Annotated in this window: 21 protein-coding genes and 1 riboswitch; of the genes, 5 read left to right on the top strand and 16 right to left on the bottom strand. The window is 40.7% G+C overall.

The genetic code is table 11. The features are described 5' to 3' along the window. Positions 1-45: 45 nt before the first annotated feature. Positions 46-912 (bottom strand): dimethylarginine dimethylaminohydrolase family protein, encoded by an 867-nt coding sequence (locus M3206_RS17060; RefSeq protein WP_251313715.1) that lies wholly within the window; start codon positions 910-912, stop codon positions 46-48. Between the two features lie 568 nt (positions 913-1480). Between M3206_RS17060 and M3206_RS17055 the strand changes: the two genes are divergently transcribed. Next, complete coding sequence (locus M3206_RS17055; RefSeq protein WP_251313714.1) at positions 1481-1837, top strand: VOC family protein; 357 nt, start codon at positions 1481-1483, stop codon at positions 1835-1837. Between the two features lie 88 nt (positions 1838-1925). Here the strand turns inward: M3206_RS17055 and M3206_RS17050 are convergent, their stop codons facing one another. From M3206_RS17050 to M3206_RS16985, 14 genes are all read right to left on the bottom strand, one after another. Continuing rightward, a complete protein-coding gene (locus M3206_RS17050) occupies positions 1926-2612 on the bottom strand; it encodes a YqcI/YcgG family protein (protein WP_251313732.1) in 687 nt (228 codons plus the stop codon). 373 nt (positions 2613-2985) lie between these two features. Further along, positions 2986-4785, bottom strand: coding sequence for an IucA/IucC family protein (locus M3206_RS17045; RefSeq protein ID WP_251313713.1), 1800 nt, complete (start codon positions 4783-4785; stop codon positions 2986-2988). Further along, positions 4769-5980 carry an MFS transporter gene (locus M3206_RS17040; RefSeq protein WP_251313712.1) on the bottom strand — a complete coding sequence of 404 codons (1212 nt, stop codon included), beginning with the start codon at positions 5978-5980 and terminating at the stop codon, positions 4769-4771. Before M3206_RS17040 ends, M3206_RS17045 begins: the two co-directional genes overlap by 17 nt. Continuing rightward, positions 5956-7305, bottom strand: coding sequence for a lysine N(6)-hydroxylase/L-ornithine N(5)-oxygenase family protein (locus M3206_RS17035; RefSeq protein WP_251313711.1), 1350 nt, complete (start codon positions 7303-7305; stop codon positions 5956-5958). Before M3206_RS17035 ends, M3206_RS17040 begins: the two co-directional genes overlap by 25 nt. After that, a complete protein-coding gene (locus M3206_RS17030) occupies positions 7277-7831 on the bottom strand; it encodes a GNAT family N-acetyltransferase (protein WP_251313731.1) in 555 nt (184 codons plus the stop codon). The genes M3206_RS17035 and M3206_RS17030 overlap by 29 nt, the downstream gene beginning before the upstream one ends. A 16-nt stretch (positions 7832-7847) precedes the next feature. Continuing rightward, entirely contained in the window at positions 7848-9635 is a 1788-nt protein-coding gene (locus tag M3206_RS17025) for an IucA/IucC family protein (protein WP_251313710.1), read from the bottom strand. After that, a complete protein-coding gene (locus M3206_RS17020; RefSeq protein ID WP_251313709.1) occupies positions 9632-11125 on the bottom strand; it encodes a pyridoxal phosphate-dependent decarboxylase family protein in 1494 nt (497 codons plus the stop codon). Before M3206_RS17020 ends, M3206_RS17025 begins: the two co-directional genes overlap by 4 nt. Before the next feature lie 23 nt (positions 11126-11148). After that, positions 11149-12495 carry an aspartate aminotransferase family protein gene (locus M3206_RS17015; RefSeq protein ID WP_251313708.1) on the bottom strand — a complete coding sequence of 449 codons (1347 nt, stop codon included), beginning with the start codon at positions 12493-12495 and terminating at the stop codon, positions 11149-11151. A 304-nt stretch (positions 12496-12799) separates the two neighbouring features. After that, positions 12800-13888 carry a dimethylsulfone monooxygenase SfnG gene (gene sfnG, locus M3206_RS17010; RefSeq protein ID WP_251313707.1) on the bottom strand — a complete coding sequence of 363 codons (1089 nt, stop codon included), beginning with the start codon at positions 13886-13888 and terminating at the stop codon, positions 12800-12802. Between the two features lie 234 nt (positions 13889-14122). Further along, positions 14123-14235, bottom strand: a riboswitch (SAM riboswitch). A 170-nt stretch (positions 14236-14405) separates the two neighbouring features. After that, a complete protein-coding gene (locus M3206_RS17005; protein ID WP_251313706.1) occupies positions 14406-15215 on the bottom strand; it encodes an alpha/beta fold hydrolase in 810 nt (269 codons plus the stop codon). Positions 15216-15360: 145 nt separating this feature from the next. Then, positions 15361-16023, bottom strand: coding sequence for a type 1 glutamine amidotransferase domain-containing protein (locus tag M3206_RS17000; RefSeq protein WP_251313705.1), 663 nt, complete (start codon positions 16021-16023; stop codon positions 15361-15363). Positions 16024-16263: 240 nt separating this feature from the next. Then, on the bottom strand, positions 16264-17100 hold the full coding sequence (locus tag M3206_RS16995) for an aldo/keto reductase (RefSeq protein WP_251313704.1): 837 nt from the start codon (positions 17098-17100) through the stop codon (positions 16264-16266). 52 nt (positions 17101-17152) lie between these two features. Next, the gene (locus M3206_RS16990; protein ID WP_251313703.1) at positions 17153-17554 is read right to left on the bottom strand and encodes an HIT family protein; all 402 of its coding nucleotides are present in this window, start codon (positions 17552-17554) and stop codon (positions 17153-17155) included. A gap of 76 nt (positions 17555-17630) precedes the next feature. Then, a complete protein-coding gene (locus tag M3206_RS16985; RefSeq protein WP_251313702.1) occupies positions 17631-18047 on the bottom strand; it encodes an NUDIX hydrolase in 417 nt (138 codons plus the stop codon). A gap of 213 nt (positions 18048-18260) precedes the next feature. Between M3206_RS16985 and M3206_RS16980 the strand changes: the two genes are divergently transcribed. From M3206_RS16980 to M3206_RS16970, 3 genes are read left to right on the top strand one after another with little or no spacing between them, the layout of a single operon-like run. Continuing rightward, positions 18261-18500 carry a transporter suffix domain-containing protein gene (locus M3206_RS16980; RefSeq protein WP_251313701.1) on the top strand — a complete coding sequence of 80 codons (240 nt, stop codon included), beginning with the start codon at positions 18261-18263 and terminating at the stop codon, positions 18498-18500. Positions 18501-18523: 23 nt separating this feature from the next. Continuing rightward, positions 18524-19024 (top strand): hypothetical protein, encoded by a 501-nt coding sequence (locus M3206_RS16975; protein WP_251313700.1) that lies wholly within the window; start codon positions 18524-18526, stop codon positions 19022-19024. Positions 19025-19034: 10 nt separating this feature from the next. Then, entirely contained in the window at positions 19035-19205 is a 171-nt protein-coding gene (locus M3206_RS16970) for a hypothetical protein (protein WP_251313699.1), read from the top strand. A gap of 40 nt (positions 19206-19245) precedes the next feature. Here the strand turns inward: M3206_RS16970 and M3206_RS16965 are convergent, their stop codons facing one another. Beyond that, on the bottom strand, positions 19246-19392 hold the full coding sequence (locus M3206_RS16965; protein ID WP_251313698.1) for a hypothetical protein: 147 nt from the start codon (positions 19390-19392) through the stop codon (positions 19246-19248). Between the two features lie 272 nt (positions 19393-19664). Between M3206_RS16965 and M3206_RS16960 the strand changes: the two genes are divergently transcribed. Further along, positions 19665-20114: a hypothetical protein gene (locus tag M3206_RS16960; RefSeq protein ID WP_251313697.1), complete on the top strand. Its 450-nt coding sequence runs from the start codon at positions 19665-19667 to the stop codon at positions 20112-20114. Positions 20115-20274: the final 160 nt, after the last annotated feature.

Below are 20274 nucleotides of genomic sequence, written 5' to 3'. Positions count from 1 at the left end.
GGATAATAAAAAAAGCCTCCGCCAAATGGCAGAGACTTATTCCTTCTAAAAAACTGATTCTCGGTAAAGCGGCATGGAACAGCATCGAAAGGAACCGCCTGACTTAATAATTTCTGAAATATCTACCTCTAATATTTCATATCCGCGCTCACGTAGAGCCTGATTGACATGTTTATTGCAAGGAAGGCTTAATATTTTTTTGTCTCCGATCGATAACATGTTCGTTCCCATCGTAAATTGTTCGTCTTTAGTGACTTCTATCAATTTAAAATGAGAGGCAAGAAACTCAAGATCCTTTTCTTCAAACGCGTGTGGATAAACAAGTGCTTCTTTCTCAGATAGGATGTTAAACACACAATCCAAGTGTAAAAAGATGGGGTCAAACGGAACAGGGATAATTTCCATTTCAGGCAGTTGTGTCTGCAGCTGTTGAATGGTTTCTTCAGATGTCCTTCCGCTGACTCCAATATATACTTTGTTGCCATGAACGATAACATCTCCGCCTTCAATTCGGTCTCCTTCTATTAAAGAGAGATTGACTTGATGTTCTAAAAGCCAGTTACGGAGAATTTTCTCTTCACCATCTCGAATGTTGCTTCCCATCCGCGAAACAAATACTGTTTCTCCAATCGTAAACCCGATGTCCCGGGTAAAAACTTGTTCCGGGAATTTTTCCAGGGGAGGAAGTTTATAAACTTCTACGCCATGTTGGGTCATCATTTTAACAAAATCCTGATGTTGCTTCATCGCACGCTTCATATTAATATTATCTTTTGCGAAATGTCGCTGTGTTTCATTAATAATCTCGTCAATCTTCATATATCGAGGTTCACAAACAATTACCTTTTTTAATCTCCCAAATTCACTGTCACAGTTCACGAGTTTATATTCTCCTTTAATTACGGTAGCCATTAAATAATCCTCCATCTAAGGTATATACAAGGCTTTTTCCCTAAAACAACGGTACCGTAAACTTTTTTTCAACTAAAATACTTCTTTTCCATTTTTGCCAAAAATAGCTTTATACTTTCTTTTTTCATACAAAAACCACCCGAGCAGATTAATCCACCCGGATGGCTATCACTATTTTGTATAAAAGATTCTTTTTTTATACCTGATGTTCAGGCCGTACAACATCTATTTTTTCATTGTATGCAGGAAATATTACAGTCATAAAAGGATTTTAGACCGAATAAACAGAAAGAGATAGAAAGAGATTGGAATAAAAGCGTATAGGAGATAATTCAATGATTCCTAAATAACCTTGTACAAGTATGTCGTACTCATGGTCCTTATTGTCCCGGTCATTATGACGGCAAAACTTGGCTATCACATATGGATAAAAGATTAATAAGCCCTATTTTACAGCGACCATCATGAGTCTTGTCCTTTTTGTTGGGAACATTCGTTTACATAAGAAAACAAACTCTTCCTCTATATAAGGGTTGAACAAAAATTAATAACGGATAGGAGCTAAAAAATGATCAAAGGTCTTGGCGGAGTTTTTTGGAGAACGAAAAATATTGAAGTTGTAAAAAAATGGTACAGTGACGTATTAAAGATTGAAATAGGAGATTGGAACGGGGCTATGATCAAATCCGAATCAGGAAATGAGACGATCTTTTCTTTCTTCCCTGAAAATGAACATTATTTTCCAACAGACCAACAAGTGATGCTAAATTTCCAAGTGCATAATTTAGAAGAAACAATTCAGCATCTTGAACATATCAATGTACCTCTAGCCAAAGAAAAAGAGGTTAATGATTTTGGAAAGTTTGTTTGGATTGAAGATCCAGAAGGTCGGCTGATCGAGCTTTGGGAGAGTAATGAGAACTAATTCATTTGATATACATACGAAGTTTTTCTACAACTTAAAATGAACAAAAAAATCGCAACGAAATCCGCTGCGATTTTTGTTTTTTCATTTATTTATGATGAAACGGACATTTTCCTGTAATCGGTTCAACGTCGTCTCCGATAAAGTACTGTTTCCACTCCCTGTGCTCCGGATCACCGTAGTGGCTGATGTTTGGATGCGTCGGCAAGTTATCCCATTTCTCTACACGTTCACGTACTTTCTCACGAGACATGCTTCCCCCTGGTGATGTTCCTTCCAGTCCTTCAAAAATACGTCGTGGCTGAAAACCAAGAACTAGACTGTTTCCAAGATCTCTTGTTTTTCGTTGTTTATATGCTGGTGCATTACCAAACACGAAATAAGGTTCATTATCTACAGAAAAAGCAAACAAGTGATGGTCCGGATCTTTTGGAATATGTTCCGGCCATGGCTGATCGTCTGTTTCGTGAAGGTACTTTAGAATATCCCAGAAATAGTCTCTGTAATAGGGAATGTCTTTTTCTTCTTTTTCAGGCTCAACGAACACAAACAATCCATGGCGAATCAATTTTGGTGCGTCAAACAATTTATTAAACTCTTTGATCGCTTCAGGCAGGTTCGACCAGTCATCATGTGTTACATATGCATAGCGAAGCTCACCTTTTTTTTCAGCGGCCATACCAAAGTAACAAGGAAACGTTTTGTCAGTTACTGTTTCATGAAAGGTCTTATACTCTTCAATGACCCAAGCTGGAACTCGTTCTGGATTTGTCATATCTTCTTTTGTTAGCAAAGTTAATTGTTTCGTTTCCACATAACCACTCCTCTGATCTGATAATGAGGAATTTCCCTTAAGCGAAATAATTAAAACGTTATTCACGTTGCTTATTTTTACCAATTTAAAATCTTTTTTAGTTTACTCATGTTTTGTGACAGCCAAATCATTTCATGAGCGAACCTTTTGGGCGGTTCACCATCATGCACGGTAACAGAAATCCACCATGTACTCTCTAAATACCATATGAGCTTTAAGGACTGTATTACCTTCTCAAAACGTCCTTTTTTCTCTAATTTCATAAAAAAAGGCTTGAACTCAAAAGCTCTTACACTTTAGAGTTCAGCCTCTCTCTTTCAATGAATTTATTCTTTTAAACAGTTACTCTCTTTGCGCGTATCTCATTTAGCGCATTCTTTACTTTGCCAAACTCTGATGCATGTGGACGGTCGTCTCCATCACCATATCCGTAATCGACCATTCTGTTTCGGTTCAAACATAGTTTAGTCAGCTCAGGCTTAAAAAAATCAAACAATTTAAAACGTTCTTCTAAATGTGAGAAACGCTCTTGATATGCTTCAATACTGTCCACTAAATACGACCAGAATGCAGTCTCTTCGATTAATTCATTACGTACAAGCACGTTTGACATGTAACGCAGGTGACAAATAAAGAGACCGGTGAAAATAAACTGCGTCAAGCCTTCAGGCGGCTCGCTGCGAAGAACTTTTCGTAAATCTTCTGTAATTCCTTCGAGCTCCGGGAACGGCTGATCGGAAATGTTCACATCATCCACATAATCCTTAACCGCCAGTCTTGCAGGCTGATAATCTTTTAAGATCAAGATTGTGTTCTGACCATGTGGGGAGAATACTGTTCCGTATTGATACAAAAAGTGTAATAGCGGCGGCATGACAACTCCGAAGAATTTTTTCACCCATTCGTCCGCACTCAACCCCGATTTTTCGATCAAACTCTGAACGTACGGCTTGCCGTTCACATCCACATGGTGGAGCGCAGCGAGTGTGATCGGCTGTTCACCCGGCTTTAAGTACGTGTAGATACTCTCGCGCCAAATGGTTCCGAGCATCTCTAAATATTGATACGGCGCACCCTTTAGCTCGCTATAATGAGCGTGATCCACATTGATGCTTGCAACTTCTCCTGGCAATACCACTTCACATTCCTCTTTTAAGAAGCTGTCACGTTTAAAGATACCTTTAATGTGTTCAGTTACTTGTGGTGCGATCACCGTACGCTCTGATGGCAGCCCGCGGTATACCAAAGTATTTAAAATGCTCATTGGAAGTTTAACGTGAGCTTTCAGCTTATTTGTCGTATTCACGAACGTTCTGATCGATTGCTGCGGTAAATAGTGGTCTGTCCCTTCTTCTAATGGAATGATCATGCCATCAGCCAAGTCTTCAGGGAAGTTTTGAATCAGCACATTCTTCCATTGCCATTCGTGAACCGGCATAAAGTAATAATCAAGCGGCAGCTTTCCATTTTCACGTAAGATCTCATTAAATCGCTGAACGATCGTACTATCCAATTCTTTCAAGATCAGTTTTTCATAGTGCAGCTCACTTACGGACTGGAACTGAGCACGGTCACGATGTACCGCGATCCAAAACAGTTTCGTTTCGTTCTGGTTTTCAGGAGCATATTTACTGTAGTCATCAAAACCAAACCCGATGCGACCTTTGTTGTATGTGATCCATGGGTGACCTGACATTTCGCCTTCTAACTCGGCATAATCAAGATCAACGAGTTCGTTCGAAGTTTTCTTATGATGACTTAATAGGTTCGCATCAGCGATTAGGGTATGATTCAATTCTTTGATAAGATGGCCCGCTGTTTCTGCAGACATCCCGATTATAGGCTGAATATCAATTAAGAAGCGGATCGCATTAACGGCCGGTTTCCATTCCCCATCCTCTAAGACTTTGATAGATTCAGGATCTACATCATAGCTTTCGAACAAACGCTTTTCTGCACTAAAATGATATTGCCGATCTTCATTAACAGTAAATACGAAACCTTCTTCCTTTTCCTCAGGATGAATCATATCTTCGTACATATACTCGGCAAGCATTTTCGCAAGCAGATTTTTATTAACTTTCTCCCACGTCTCTTTTTTAAGAATGGATTCTGTTTCATTTAAATAATGCATGCTTTTCCTCCTTATGTAGGTGAAGTTTTCCACGGTTTCTTTCTCTTGTGTACGTTCCCCATAAGAAAACAATCAGATGAAGAACAACGAACAAACTTGCAAAAACAAATATTGCTGACAGCGATCGTACGTTTACAATCGTTGATGCTGCAACAGGTGCGAGCAATAGCCCGACATTTTGAACTGCTGAGATCTTGCTGTAATCGCCATGCGCATTCTGGCTCCATTTAAAAAGGAATACATCCAGTTTCGCGAGGCACCACGCTGCTCCTATTCCGAACATGCAGCGAAATACAATGAGTCCCACTATTCCTGTATCAACGGCCTGAAAAAATAAACCGGTAATCATCATGACCGTTGCTGCTATGTAGCCATTCCAACCAAGCTGTTCACTATATTTTCTGATAAGCGGTAAAGAGACTATCGCCATTAAACTAGGCAATAAATACAAGATACTGCTCGTCATCGTACCTGTGTGGTAGATCTGTTCGGTATATGTCGTAAAAAAAGGCCGAATCATATTCACAGCGACATGCAGGGTTAATACGATAATGCCAAAAATGAATAATTGTGGTAGGATGATTGTTGGCTTTCCATGACCACCTTCTTGCAACGGATCATCCGTCACATGACTTCCTACTTTTTTAAGCATAAAGAAACTAACAAAACCAACTAAACATTCCAAGATGCCAACCATCCAGAAGATCAACAGGGGCTGATCCATCTGTATGACCCAGCCTGATAATAAGGTTGCGGAAACAATAGCACCCTGCAGAACTGCATGATAGCTTGCTGCAGTAACTGTTTCAGCTTTTCGGTTCTCCTGCATGAGGATGGTATACAGAAGAAAGTAGCTGCTCTTAAAAATCAGAAGTAGAACACTTGCCGCTACAAACATTTCAAAGCTTTGTGAAATTGCCATCAAGAAGCAAGATAGTCCTGTCCCCCATTGGCCAATGATCAGCAGAGTAGAACTGTTTTGCCATCTACTCGCGATCAGTCCCCAAATCGGTGTACAGATGACGACTACAAGCCGGCAGACCATGATGTAAAACCCCGTAAGATCAGGATCTGTTATCCCATACACTTTTTTGAAAAACTGAGGATAGAACGGTGACAGCAACACTTCTGTACATACGAACAGAAAAACACAGCTTAATAGAAAAAGAGTTAGCGTGCGGCTACGGGCTTCCATGCAGGATCCGTTCTAAAATTTTGAAACACATTTTTTTCGTGAACAGGATAGATGTCTTCACCAAAGATTTTATTGATAATCACTGCGTTTCTGTGTGCACCAAGGCCAAGGTCAGGAGCACCGACGCCATGTGTGTGAAGTTCACCATTCTGAATGAAGATATGGTTGTTCTCCATGTCTTTCGTCTTCAAACGATAATCATGTGTAATCTGGTAGCGATTTTTTGAATCCCACTCAATTCTTTCTTGCATCTTCATTAAAAAGTGCGGAAAGGAAGGTGCATAACCCGTTCCCAAAATAACGACGTCAGATTCTAACTCAAACACTTCTCCTGTGACATTTTGACGAAGTGAGAGAAGAGGTGTATCTCCTTCATGATCTAAAGAAACCAGTTCGGTCATCGCCTGCAAATGGATCTCTGGTTTATGTTGACCTACCGATTTTTCATAAAGCAGGTCATAGATGTCAGCGATTGTATCCATGCTTATGCCTTTATATAACAGGTCTTGTTTTTTTAGTAGTTCATCCTTCTTGGAGGAAGGAAGCTGATAAAAGAAGTTCGTATAATCCGGTGAAAAATATTCGAGACCAAGCTTCGAGTACTCCATCGGGAAAAATCCTTTTGAACGTGTGAACCAGTTCAATGTATAAGCATCGTTGGACTGTAGCTGAGCTAAATCGTAAAACACCTCTGCAGCACTCTGTCCTGATCCGATGACGGTAATGGATTTTGCATTCAACAGCTCTTCTTTTCGATCTAAATATTGAGAGGAGTGGATAACTTTAGCACCTAGCTTCTTCTCCAAATGTGATGGCACGGCAGGACTCGTTCCGATACCTACTGAAAGATGTCTTGTGTAATAGGAAGAAGTTTCACCAGATTCCTCTGATCGCACAATCACTTCGTACAATGGCTCAACACCATCTTCAACCGGCATGATCTGTTCTACCGCCATCCCAAAGTGACACGTATCAAGCTGGCTAAGTGCCCACTGGCAATAATGGTTATACTCTTTACGCGGGATGTGAAAGTTCTCTAAAAAGTAAAAATGATAAAGTCGGTTGTGTTCCTGGAGGTAATTTAAAAACGTATACTTGCTCTTTACGTTCGCCATGCTCACCAAGTCAGCAAAGAACGGAACCTGAAGGGTCGTACCGTCGATCAGCATTCCTTTATGCCAGTTGAACTCTGTTTTCTTTTCAAAAAAAAGCGCATCTTTTCCCTCAGTCTCATCCAACATAGCCGCGAGTCCAAGGTTGAATGGACCGATGCCAACACCGATGAGGTCATACACTTTAACTTGTTGCGGCTTCTCTAAAGACATCTTCCCATCTCCTCTCAAACGTTTCTCTATGGCAGTACATGAGCATCCCTGTCTTATCTGGCAGCTCAATCGGTTTTATTTTTTTAAAACCGCACTTTTCAAACACATGGATCATCTTTTCATTGGAAATATCAGGTTCAGCAATTACTTTTTCAGTCGTTTGCGATTGGAACTGATAATGGACGATCGCACGCAACAAGGGCAAGGCATATCCTTTTCCAAGGAACGCTTCTTCTCCGATCAAAAGGTGGATGCCTTGATCGGCAGGATGAGGTTCATAACAATTCTCAACCACATCCCCTTTCACCCAATAGGCTTCCCAATAGCTCATCGGAAAGCCGTCAATCAAGCCTAAATACAGCGTCTGATGTTCGTCAGCTAAAAACTCCTCGAGATGCTTCTTATAAGCATCAAAAGAAATATCCAGTTTCCAAAACGGAATAACATAGGGCTGATGCTGCCACTTATGAAGAAGTGCCACGTCTCTCTCTAAATCTACTTTTACAAAAGATAGTGTTTTCTCGATAGTTGAATCATAGAAACTAAACGCTGGTTGCATTTGAAGTCAACACCTTCTGTAATGGGTTTGGAATCTTCGTATAAACGGACTGTGTCTCTAAAGAACCGACAAGCTCGTCCATATCATGAAAACGTGTAAGCATGTTCGCTTTGCATGGCAGCTGCTCAGAATCTAGCAAACTTCTTAATAAAGCGGAATTCCCGCCAGTCAGTTCATCATGATGCATCAGTCTGTTTCGCAGCATTTTCATAAGCTCTGATTCTTCTATTAATCCAGCTGAACCGAAACCATTGATCAGTCCGAACAGGTGGTTCATGAAGAAGTAATAGCGGAAGCGTTCGATCGCAACCTCATCACTGCAGATCGTCACACTTTTCCGATTAAGCCCTGGCAACTGTTCCACCAGCATGTCTGCTTTGGATTCACTGTAATAGTATCCTTGGTTGTCACGATAATAGAAATGCTTTGGATAACCGTTCTCCAGCTGAACGATCGAGTTTTGCTGATGAGCTTCAAGTGCTACACCATATGTTTCATAGAGCCACAGCATCGGGTCTAGAGCGATTGATAAATAGTCGCCAAACCATTCCATGCTCACTTCTTCCGTTGACCGGTTTTCTTTTTGAGCAAGGTCCTGAATGATGGCTCCGATACGTGATCTCCCTTCATATCCGTGATCCTGACACAGCCCTGCAATCAAACTCGCATTTCTATCATTCTCATAAAACGGGTTTTCTCTTATCACTACTTCAAACCCTGATGTTTCTTTTTCTGTTGGGATGTTCAAGAAAGCAGGATCCTGAATGATCTTAAATGATGGATAGATCTCCTTCAGTTCTTGCCCCATCCTTGCTTGCATCAGCCTGGAAACTTCCACGCCCCTATGTAGTTCTTTTTCCAAATTGACCCGAAGAGAGTTAGTAATCTTAACGGGTACAGAAAACTTAAACATATATTTAAAATCACGGCTGTATACAGAACGCATAGAAGAGGTCGCTGAAAACGGCTCTCCGTATGGACCGATATAGCTTAACTTTCCATCTGAAATTAAGGTTTGAACATATGAATCTTGTAAAAGGACAGAAACTTGGAGCGGATGCACAGGGATAAAGACGGATTCCTCATCATACATTATCGTTTGAACAAATTCTTTATCCTTCTGAAGGAGCTGCATCGTAATTTCTTCAGCCATTATGTCGTCAGCTGAGTCTTGATCAACAATCGATCTGTCCGCTTTGAAAAAGTGCAGCTGAAACGTCCCTTTAAGCTCCGGTGAATACATCGATTCTTGTTCTTCGTTCATGCCTTGTTTACTTTTCGGTGTCGGATGAAGAAGGTGACCAAAAAGAAGAGACTGCTCTGCTTCTATGAACGTAAATTCACTGCTCTCTAGATCAGCAGCATCACTTTCACGTTCTTCTAAATACCGCTGTACATTTTTTTTACTAAGAATTGTCCGCAGCATCAACTCGTCTTCCGCATCTTCACGATTTTGTTCCAAAAGTAATTCTTTCGAAAGGATGGAAACAAGTAAAACGTAATCAAGAGGTATCACTTTCTCACCTGTTTGATAAAGGATCGGAAAATGAAACAGATGTCTGCCTGTTAACGACCAATGCTTTACGGCAGCATAGATGGCGGCGTTCTGATTAACAAGTGTAACCTTCACTTCTTTATTTGGCGTTTCACCGCTCCATCCTAATTCCTTCATCTCCCCTTCAACTTCTATAAAATTTTGTGTTTCTCTTAGATAACAATTTAAAAAGCTTTGGATGCTCGCATTTTCTGATCGTTGTTTATGATTTGTCATTGGGTGATCCCCCTGTTTTCGTACTCTGCTGCAAATTGAGAAATGCTATAAAGAATATCTTCAATGTCCACGATTGTCGTTCGCGGGTTCAACAATGTAAATTTCAAAAAGACTTGGCCGTTCACTTTTGTTTTTGCTACTAACGCTGTACCTGTATGAAGGATTCTTTTATAGATATACATGTTCAACTCATCCAGGGTCTCATCAGCACTATCTCGGTATCGGAAAACGACCGCATTGATTTCCGGTTTTTTGTTGCAGATTTCAAAATGTTCTTTTTGGTTTAGAACACCGGCAGCCTGTTTTGCAAGATGAAGCGTGTAATCGATCATGTTGGCAAAATGATTCTCACCGACGATTCGAAGTGACATAAATAGTTTCAACGCGTCAAACCTTCTTGTCGTTTGAACCGATTTGCTTACAAGATGAACGAGACCGTCGTCTTCATCATTCTCCGGATTCAAGTAATCTGCATGGTGTGCCAAGTATCGGAAACTCTCTTGATTTTTTACGAAAAAAGCACCGCAGCTGATCGGCTGATAAAATTGTTTATGAAAATCAATTGTGATCGAGTCAGCGTGTTGAATACCAGTAAGCTTATGTGAATGTTTTTTACTCAGCATTAATGCTCCGCCATAGGCAGCATCCACGTGCATCCATAAACCATTCTTTTCAGCAATCACCGAGAGATCCTCTATCGGATCAATGCTTCCAAAATCAGTCGTACCTGCAGTGGCAACGACACACATCGGATATAAGCCTTCTGATTTTAACCGTTGAATTTCGGCTTCAACAGCCGAAAGGTTCATTTTTTTGTTTTGGTCGGTTTCAATAGAAATGACCGCCTGTTCACCTAAACCTAACTGAAAGGCTGATTTTTTTACGGTGAAATGAGCATCTTCCGAACAAAGGATTCTCATCTTATGTGCTTCAGGCGGTAGCCCTTTCACCTTTACGTTCCAGTTCCATACTTTGTCGCAATAGTCATCACGGGCCAACAGCAACCCCATGTAGTTGGATTGCGTGCCTCCGCTCGTAAACGTCCCATCTGCTTGCTTCGGAAGATCTAACTTCCCCTTCACCCAGTGGATCAGTTTTTCTTCCAGATAAGTGGCGGATGAACTTTGATCCCATGAGTCCATTGACTGGTTCAGGGCTCCGATCAACAATTCCGCTGCGATCGCTGGGACAAGCGGAGGACAATGAAGATGCCCTATACTTGTCGGATGTGAAACGTGGATGCTGTTTTTAACGATGTTTTCGGATACGTCTTCCAGAACCTTCGAAAAGTCCTCTCCGTCTTTTGAAGCAAGCGGAACAGCATTCAACTCTTCTGCAATGCCATGCGGCTGTTTGCCGTTAAAGGCATCTGTATTGTTTTTATAAAAATCGCTTAAAACGCGCTGTGTTTCAGACACGATGTCTTGGAAGCTTTGCAATCCTGCTTCACTGTTATTAAGAAAAAAACGGTCAAAATCAGTTGTGTTCATTCTGCACCCCTCATTCTGCATCCCTACTTAAGTGCGGCAGTTACCGCATCTTTAAAGATCGCGATCACATCATCAAGCTGTTCTTCTGTCATGATAAGTGGCGGCAGGAATCTGATGACACTTCCATGTCTACCTCCGACTTCTAAGATCAAGCCTCTATTGAAGCATTCTCGTTGTATGCGGCTCGCCAGTTCTGGATTTGCTGCAAATGTTCCTTTTTGACTCGATGGAATTTTAGGGTTTACGATCTCTGCACCAACCATTAAGCCTCTTCCTCGGATATCACCGATCTCTGGGACACCTTTCTGAAGATCGGAAAGTTCCTCCATAAGCTTCTCTCCGAGTAGTTTTGCATGCAGTGATAAGTTGTTCTCCTTGATGTACTTTAATGTTGCCGTCCCTGCTGCCATCGCCATCTGGTTACCTCTGAACGTTCCGATATGTGCACCGGGGCCCCATTTATCAAGCTCACGGTCATAGATCACAACTGATAACGGCAAGCTTCCACCGATCGCTTTCGATAAAACGACTACATCGGGAATGATATCAGCATGCTGGAAGGCAAACAGTTCACCTGTTCGACCGATTCCGGTCTGAACTTCGTCGATGATCAGTGGAATGTTGCGTTCTTTTGTAATTCTGCGAATTTCACGCAGCCACTCAATCGGTGCTGGAATAGATCCACCTTCGCCTTGAACAACTTCCAAGATCATAGCTGCTGGAGGCAGGATTCCGCTTTCGGGATCATATAGCAGGTTTTCGATATATCTGGCGCTGATTTTTCCTGTTTCTTCTCCACCTACTCCAAATGGACAGCGATACTCATACGGATAAGGCATGAAGTGAACATCTGGCATTAACCCTTGAACATTCTGTTTCGGTCCTAAGTTACCGGAAAGGGCCATCGTTCCATGTGTTGCTCCGTGATAACCGCCCTGGAAAGATAGAATGCTTCTTCTTCCTGTCGCTGTTTTTACAAGTTTAATAGCTGCTTCAATCGCATCTCCGCCAGTAGGTCCGCAAAATTGAATCTTCGCACGCTTCGCAAACTCCTCTGGTAAACTATCAAAAACTTCACTCACGAATTCTTCTTTAACTGGCGTCGTTAAATCCAGTGTATGTAACGGGCGCTTGTCATGAAGCACTTTCTCAATCGCATCGATCACAACTGGATGGTTATGACCAAGTGCCAATGTCCCTGCCCCTGCTAGACAATCTATGAATTTTCTTCCGTCGGCGTCTTTTACATAGATTCCTTCTGCTTCTTCAATAGCAATTGGAATTCGTCTCGGATAAGACCTCGCGTTTGATTCCCGCTTCTCTTGTTGTTTAAGGTAAAGTTCGTTCATTTCTATTTGTAAGGTGCTCATGTATGCTCCTCCTTGAGATTTGATTAATTAACCATACTGAAAATGATTCTCATTATTAATTACATGTACCACTTTAAATGATAATGATTATCATCGTCAATGATAAATTTTCCTCAAGTTCTTTCCATATTTTTTTAAGGCTAGGCATATACTGTGGTTCTAAAGTCCTGTTATTTTAATGGGATTTACATGTATCTCGTGATAATCAGAATGAGAATCATAGCTGGTGAAATCCCATTCTCAAGAAACAAAATAAAAAAAGCCGCCACAAAAATGGCGACTTTTCTTCTATTTCTCCTTCAGATTAAACAAGCACTTCTTTTTCCTTCAATTGAGCTTCTTTTTCTTTCACAAGCGGTATCACTTTTTCTCCAAAGTCTTTTAAATCTTTTTCATAATGTAAAAAGGCTGTCAGAACAAGGTCAATGCCTAGCTGCTTCAACTCGATAATGCGGTCTGCCACTTGTTCAGGTGTTCCGATCAGACCCGTTTTGAATCCGTCATTATACTGGACGAGGTCCTCAAACGTAGAATTTGCCCACATTCCCTCTTTTTCCTTAGACGATTGTCCGGCTTCTTTTACAGCTTCTCCAAATCCTTCAACGGCTTCAACGTCCGCATTAGAGACAATATCACGCAGCACTTGGATAGCCTCTTCTTCTGTATCTCTGACAATTACAAATCCATTTGCTGCATATTTCAACGTACGTCCTTCTTTCTCAGCCAAAGCCTTCACTTCTTCAATCTGACTCTTGAATCCTTCTGTCGTGTTTCCATTCATGAAATACCAATCTGAAACTCTTGCAGCCATCTCTTTAGCGGCTCTTGAGTTTCCACCTTGGAAGATAGGCGGAGTAGGCTTTTGAACAGGCTTCGGTTTCAGCGGAGCTCCATTTATTCGATAGAAATCACCTTTGAACGTGGTCTCACCTTCCGTCCAAAGACTTCTGATTACTCTAATAAATTCTTCTGAACGACGATATCTTTCATCATGCTCCAGCCAAGGTTCACCATATCCGGTAAATTCCCCTTTAAACCATCCGCTCACGACATTGATCGCAGCTCGGCCTCCAGAAATATTATCAAGTGTTGCCATCATCTTGGCATATACACCAGGATGCCAAAGTCCAGGATGAACAGCAGAGATCAAGTTTATCTTTTTAGTAACACTCGCTAATGCTGCAGCAAGTGTCGCAGCCTCTAGTTGATATTCAGCACCATAGCTTGCAAAGAAACGTGTCTGAAGAAGGGCAAAATCAAACCCGGAATCCTCTGCAATTTGTGCATAGCGTTTGTTCGCTTCAAATGTCCAATCTGTTTCCTGAGGCAGCTTCGATACAACTAATCCCCCGCTTACGTTCGGTACCCAGTACGCAAATTTTAAATCACTCATCTTCTTTTCCTCCTCAAGGTTTGTTTCCCTTGAATTGGACGTCATTTCGCTTACATGGTAAAATGTTTAAGCGATTCTGAAGCCCTCCTCAAGGGGTTGTCATCGCATCCGGAGTGAAAGTACTGCCATACTTTCGCTCTTTTTATTTCCCGAACACCTCCTAAACATAATAAAACCCCCTCACTCCAAGAAAAGAGCAAAGGGGTTGGGATAACGAAAAAAGAACCCGCTTGCTTCTCATCTTCGGAGCTTAATACTTAAGCTTCCTCTGAAATTGGCACCGTGCACCATTTGTGCTGGTTGCCGAGGCTTCTAAGGGTCAGTCCCTCCACCTCTCTGGATAAGAAGAAATTAATTAAGTTTTTAATTTAAAATGATTTTAGCACACTTGAGCGAATAGTCAAATAATTTTTATAATTTTGGAAGCAAGATGCGAATTTACCTGATATTCTGATCGCAACACTTGGTCATCAGGAACATCTTCATGTGATGTATTACAGGTGATGAAGGAAGATTATTAATCTATGAACTGCGCAAGTTCTTTATTCACTTTCTCCCACTCTTCCCAGAACAAGCCGTGACCGCTGTTTTCCATTGGAACAAGCTTTGATTGCCGGATTCCTTTATTCATGGCTAGGGCAAAAGGATAAGGACAAACCTGATCATGAACACCATGCAAAATAAGAGTCGGAACTCGAATTTTACGCAGATCTTCAAAGAGTGATTCATCGCGTAAAGAGCCTAGTACAGCTGCTGTTGAATAACCTGCAGCCTCTAAACCTAATTGAAAGAACCAATCCGAAAATGGAGCTGTTACATATTTATAGAAGAATATATCACCGAACCCTTGAAGCATCTTTGGCCTATCTCTATATGTGCTGGAGATGAAGCCGTTAACTTCTTCTGGAGTAAGCCCATACGGAAAATCCGGGCGCTTTGTAAAACTTGGTGCAGCTGCTCCAAGAAGAGCCAGTTTAGAAACACCATAGCCATTATGTCTGGCCATATACCTGATTGATATCGCCCCTCCGACTGAATGCCCCACAAGCGTAAAGTCCTTTATTTTTAGCGTTTGGATAACCGCATAGATATCATCCGCTAATCGATTGTATGAGTAACCGGAATAGGGTTTATCCGACTTGCCAAACCCTCTCAGATCAATTCCGATACATCTAAACCCCATCGATGGCAGCTGGTTAAACTGATACTCAAACAATTTATGGTTTGCCGGCCATCCGTGGATGAAAAGAATCGTTTTTTCAGCGGAAGGATTAACATCTTCCACATAAATTCTTACATTTTCCTCCACGCGAATATAATAGCTCACAACGATCCCTCCATACTTCCAATATCATTAATAAAATACTCACATTTTTAAAATGGGTGAATGACTAACAAAAAACTTCTTAAAAATTTTAAATAAAAAAATATATAAAAAAACGGCCAGTAACAGCTGGCCGCTTCATAGTATTCTAGTTGTTTTCAAGTACTTCGATCATTCGAAGCGCTACACTTCTACTAGACTGCGGGTTTTGTCCTGTAACAAGGTTACCATCTGTCACAGCAAAATCTTCCCATTTGCCCGCTCGCTGAAATTCTGCACCAAGTTCACGAAGTTTTGTTTCGAGCAAGAATGGAACTTCTTTCGTCAACTTCATTTCTTCTTCTTCCTCATCCGTAAAAGCAGTAACTGTTTTTCCCTGAACGATAGGTGTTCCATCCTTCAATGTGGCTGTAGTCAGTCCTGCTGGCCCGTGACAAACACTTCCAATAACCTTATTTGTCTGTGCCATCTGGCTTACTACTTCCCTTAAAGCTTCACTTTTCGGAAAATCAAAGACCGTCCCGTGCCCACCCGGCAAGAAGATGGCGTCATAACTCACAGCATCATCCGGACTTAGTTCAGCAGTATCCTCTAAAAGTGATAATGCATCTTTGTACTGATCTTGCTCAATTCCTTCTAAACTGTTCGGATCTAAAGGAATACTCCCGCCTTTAATACTTTTTACCGTAATGTCATATCCTTTATCACGAAATTCGTTATAGGGCACTGCATATTCCTCTAACCAAAGGCCAGTTTTATTATTTCCGATATTCTGATGATTTGTTACAACAATCAATATACGTTTTGACATAATAGCACTTCCTTTCCGTCATCTACTTATATCATTTTCCCGTTATCCTTTTTTTAAAACTAAGCTCCGTTAAAGCTTAATATTGCTTTTATGCAGAAAAAAAGAACTTCAATTTAAAAAAGTTCCGTCCCTGTATAATTCTTATTTACCTCGGAAAGCGAGTACCTGGAGCGGAAATCAACTACAATCATAAGCATCGAAGAAAAACAGCCCTCTCTTCAAAGAAGACTGCTTTAGGGGTTACTTATAAAATTCTGAATCGTCTGGATCAGGACCATTTCGTTTATCTTGATTAAGTGCCGAAATTCGAGTCATGTCTTCGTTCGATAGTTCAAAATCAAAGATATCAATGTTTTCTTCAATACGGTGTTTAGTAACAGATTTTGGAATGGTTACAACGCCATTTTGGAGATCCCATCTTAAAATGATCTGTGCAACGGTTTTATTATGCTTTTCAGCAAGTTCTATTAAAGTGGGTTCTTCGAAAATTTCGCCTTTTAATAAAGGACGCCATGCCTCTAGCTGTATGCCCTGCTGTTTGCAGTATGATAAGAGATCTTCCTGTGTGAGACGGGGATGATACTCTACCTGATTCACCATTGGCTTGATCTTTGCATCAGCGAGTAAATCTTCTAGATGGTGCTGTTTAAAGTTACTTACACCAATAGCCTTTGCTCGGCCATCATTGTATATCTTTTCGAGTGCTTTCCATGTTTCTTTGTATTTTCCAGGTACTGGCCAATGTATAAGGTAAAGGTCGACATATTCGAGTCCTAGTCTATCTAAACTCTCATCAAAAGCTGCCAACGTTTCCTTATAGCCTTGATCTGTGTTCCAGACTTTTGTCGTGATAAAAAGATCTTCTCTTGGTACATTTGATTCTGCAATAGCTTGTCCGACGCCTGCTTCGTTGTTATAAAGACTGGCTGTGTCGATGCTTCTATAACCTGCATCAAGAGCCCATTTGATGGACTGGATGACTTCATCCCCATCTTGTACTTTATATACACCTAATCCGATCCAAGGCATATGAACGCCATTATGTAATACTGCACGATCATGTATACTCGTCACCATCTATCCCTCCTTAGCCATTATTGTGTCACATTTTTACTTCGAAATGAAAATATTAGACTCTCAATAGCTTATTCGCTGTTTCTGCCAACCTTTTATGTGCACCATCTTGGATGGTTGACTCACTCCACGTAAATCCATCATTTTCGTACCTTGGAATGACATGCATGTGCAGATGAGTCAGATCACTAAATTTTCCCCCATTTTGATTGATTGTAATCCCATCTGGTTCAAAAAGAGTGTTTAACTTTTTAGAGATCATTTTGGCAGCATCCATAACAGCAAGAGTCTCTTCATATGTTAATTCAGTCAGTTCTTTCACGTGCCTTTTTGGCAAGATTAATGTATGTCCCTCATTGAAGGGGTTTATGTCTAGAAAACAATGGACAAGTTCATCTTCGTATATCGTATGTACAGTGAATTTAGCGTTAGCTAGATCGCATCCTAAACAACTCATTTAAATGAACCCTTTCAATCGTGCAATCAGCAACCCATGAGTCAGTTCGCTGTCTTTCCAGATTCCTTGTTCAATGTTACGGAACGCCCGCTCTACCGGTATGTGAAAAGCTTGAATAGAAGCCTCTTTTTTTTCTAGATTCTAAAATGTCTTTCGTAAAGTAAACATGTGTTACACAATTGCTATAACACGCACTCGGCTGAATGCTGCCTATATAGATGGCGTCCCCGCATACAATACCTGTTTCCTCTAACAGCTCACGTCTGGCTGCATCCTTGGGTCTTTCATTTCGTTTTATACCACCGCCAGGAAGCTGGATAATGATTTCCTCCACTGCCGTCCTAAACTGACTGATCAATATTAAACTATTATTTTCGAGTGCGACCATCACAGCAGCTTCGTGTGGCATCTCTTTTAAAGTAATCTTGCCAAACTCATCTTCAAAAACTTCTATCTCTTTGTCTCTGCTTTGATATACTAGTTCTTTCTTCAATCGATCTCCCCCACCTTTTTGCGACAGTGTCACTTTTACATTATCCAAACTTGGAAACTTTTACAAGTAAATGGATATTGGAAATTCAGACCATTCCTTTCTCTCGATTTGAAGAAAAAATCAGCTGGTTTTATCATGAAATTAGACATAGGGGAACTTATATCAATGCTTTTTCGTATTACCTAGTAGACAGAAATAAAGGAGTTATCAACCATGAAAAAGAAAATTGGAATAGTAATGATTATTCTATCGTTCGTCCTTTGGGTTTTCATTCCTATTATTCCCTTTTTAACGCTGAGTGCTGCCATTAAGACTGGCATCGTAAGTGGATTAATTATCGGCGGAGAAGTGCTCTTCTGGCTCGGAGCACTTTTAGCCGGAAAAGATATCGTAAAGAACTTCATTCAAAAATTTTGGCGAAAGAAGAAAAACAAAGAGGATGATCCCTCTTAATTGATTGATACAGGAGGCAGGCGATGAAACATTTGGCTGGAATTCTCACCCTGATTTTATTGTACGGTTGTTCTTCTCCTTCACCGGAACTCGAAAGCTTAATGAAGGAACACCCTGACATTCAAAATGAATTGAACACTCTTTCAGACAGTGAATTATCTGAAGTTAAACTTCCAAGCCACCTGCCCTTCAAGCCTGATACGATCTCTTCAAACGTTGAAAAAGATGCTGAACTTCATCCAAGATTTGCAGAAGTGGTCTACCACATAGGCAGCAATGCGAATCTGACAGTTGCTACCTATTTTAATAGAGTTGAACATATTAATCCTGACTTACCGTCTTCCTTCCAATTAAAAGACGGCTCCATTGCTGATATGAGAATGAATCAGGTAGACATACGGGAATTAGTTTGGTCGGATAAAAAAAGGAAACTGACCTATAAGATTTCATTGGAGGTTGTTCCACAAACAAATAATCCTTGGACAACAGAAGATATGCTAAAGATTGCCGATTCTATGAAATAAGGAGATAAAGATGGAGGAAATTCTTTTAGGCTTTATTTATACTTTTTTGATCGTACTTACATTTGAGGCCATTTTTACTAGAAAACTTCATAACCATTCTAAGCCATCCGGGAAAAAGATAGTTGTGCTTGGCGTCCAATCCCTCGTGATCACCTTGTTTTTACTAACTGCATTCAGATAGATTTCTTAGATTGATCCCATAAGAAGAAAAGCCCCTCAGCTCATGGATGAAAGGCTCTTCTTTCATTTGTTCTTTTACTCGTCCATAGGTGGTAGTTTCCTATTTTCTGTCCCGTTTGTTTACCTGTCGTTTGCTTTGCAAGGGATGTTTTTTCAGACGTTTTCTGTACTGCTCCTAAAACCCCCATCAATGAACATCCCGAAAATATTTATTTTAACTGGGAGTAATTTCCCTGCATCTTCCGCGATCATACTTTGACGAGAGTATACATGCCAACTCGATTTTCGTTTCATCTCCTGTACCACCTTTAAAAATTAGTATAAATTTACACTTTAATATAAAAGGTCTCTTTTGAAGGAACAAGATTTATTTACGAGATCATAAAAAAATTTTAAAAATGGTGATTCGTACAAGCACTCCCCACCTTCATTCATATTGTAATAGTGGGGGTGAAAGTTAATGAGTAAAAAACAAAAAAAACAAGTAGAAGAATCTTCTAACGGCCCAGGTCGTGGTCCTGCTGGCAAAGGACCTAACGCAGTTGAAGTAGATGGATTATCAGGAAAGAAACTTCGTAAGAAACAGAATTGTTCTGGTGGTTCTGAATCTCCTAACGGTCCAGGTCCTGCTGGTAATAGCCCCGCTGGTAAAGGCCCAAACGCAGTTGGAGTTGATGGTTGGTTCGAAAAGAAACTCCGCGTGAAACAGCAGGATGGTCCTGGTGGTTCTGAAGCTCCTAATGGTCCTGGTGCTAATGGGACAAGCGGTCTTGGAGTTGTTGAAGCGCTTCGTACTAGTTTAGATTCTACTCTTTCAGGAAAGAAATCTAAAAAGTCTCAAAAGAAGTCTTGCAAGAAGTCTAATAACGGTGGAGCCCAGAATCCTTGTGGAGATAGCTGCTGGGAGTAATATAGCAAAATAAAAAAGCCCTTTTTAAGGGCTTTTCAGAACGTAGACAAACCCCATTTCAACTTTGTTGAAAATGGGGTTTGTGTTGTTTTTAAGTATTATTTTTGAATAAACACACCTGGATTAAACTGGACATGGCCCTCGCCATGTCCAGTTTGCC

Origin of the sequence: Fictibacillus phosphorivorans (assembly GCF_023715845.1) — a bacterium.
GTDB classification, from domain to species: Bacteria; Bacillota; Bacilli; order Bacillales; family Fictibacillaceae; genus Fictibacillus; species Fictibacillus phosphorivorans_D.
The sequence above is the reverse complement of the archived record's forward strand: the minus strand, read 5'-3'. Positions and strand labels throughout refer to the sequence as shown.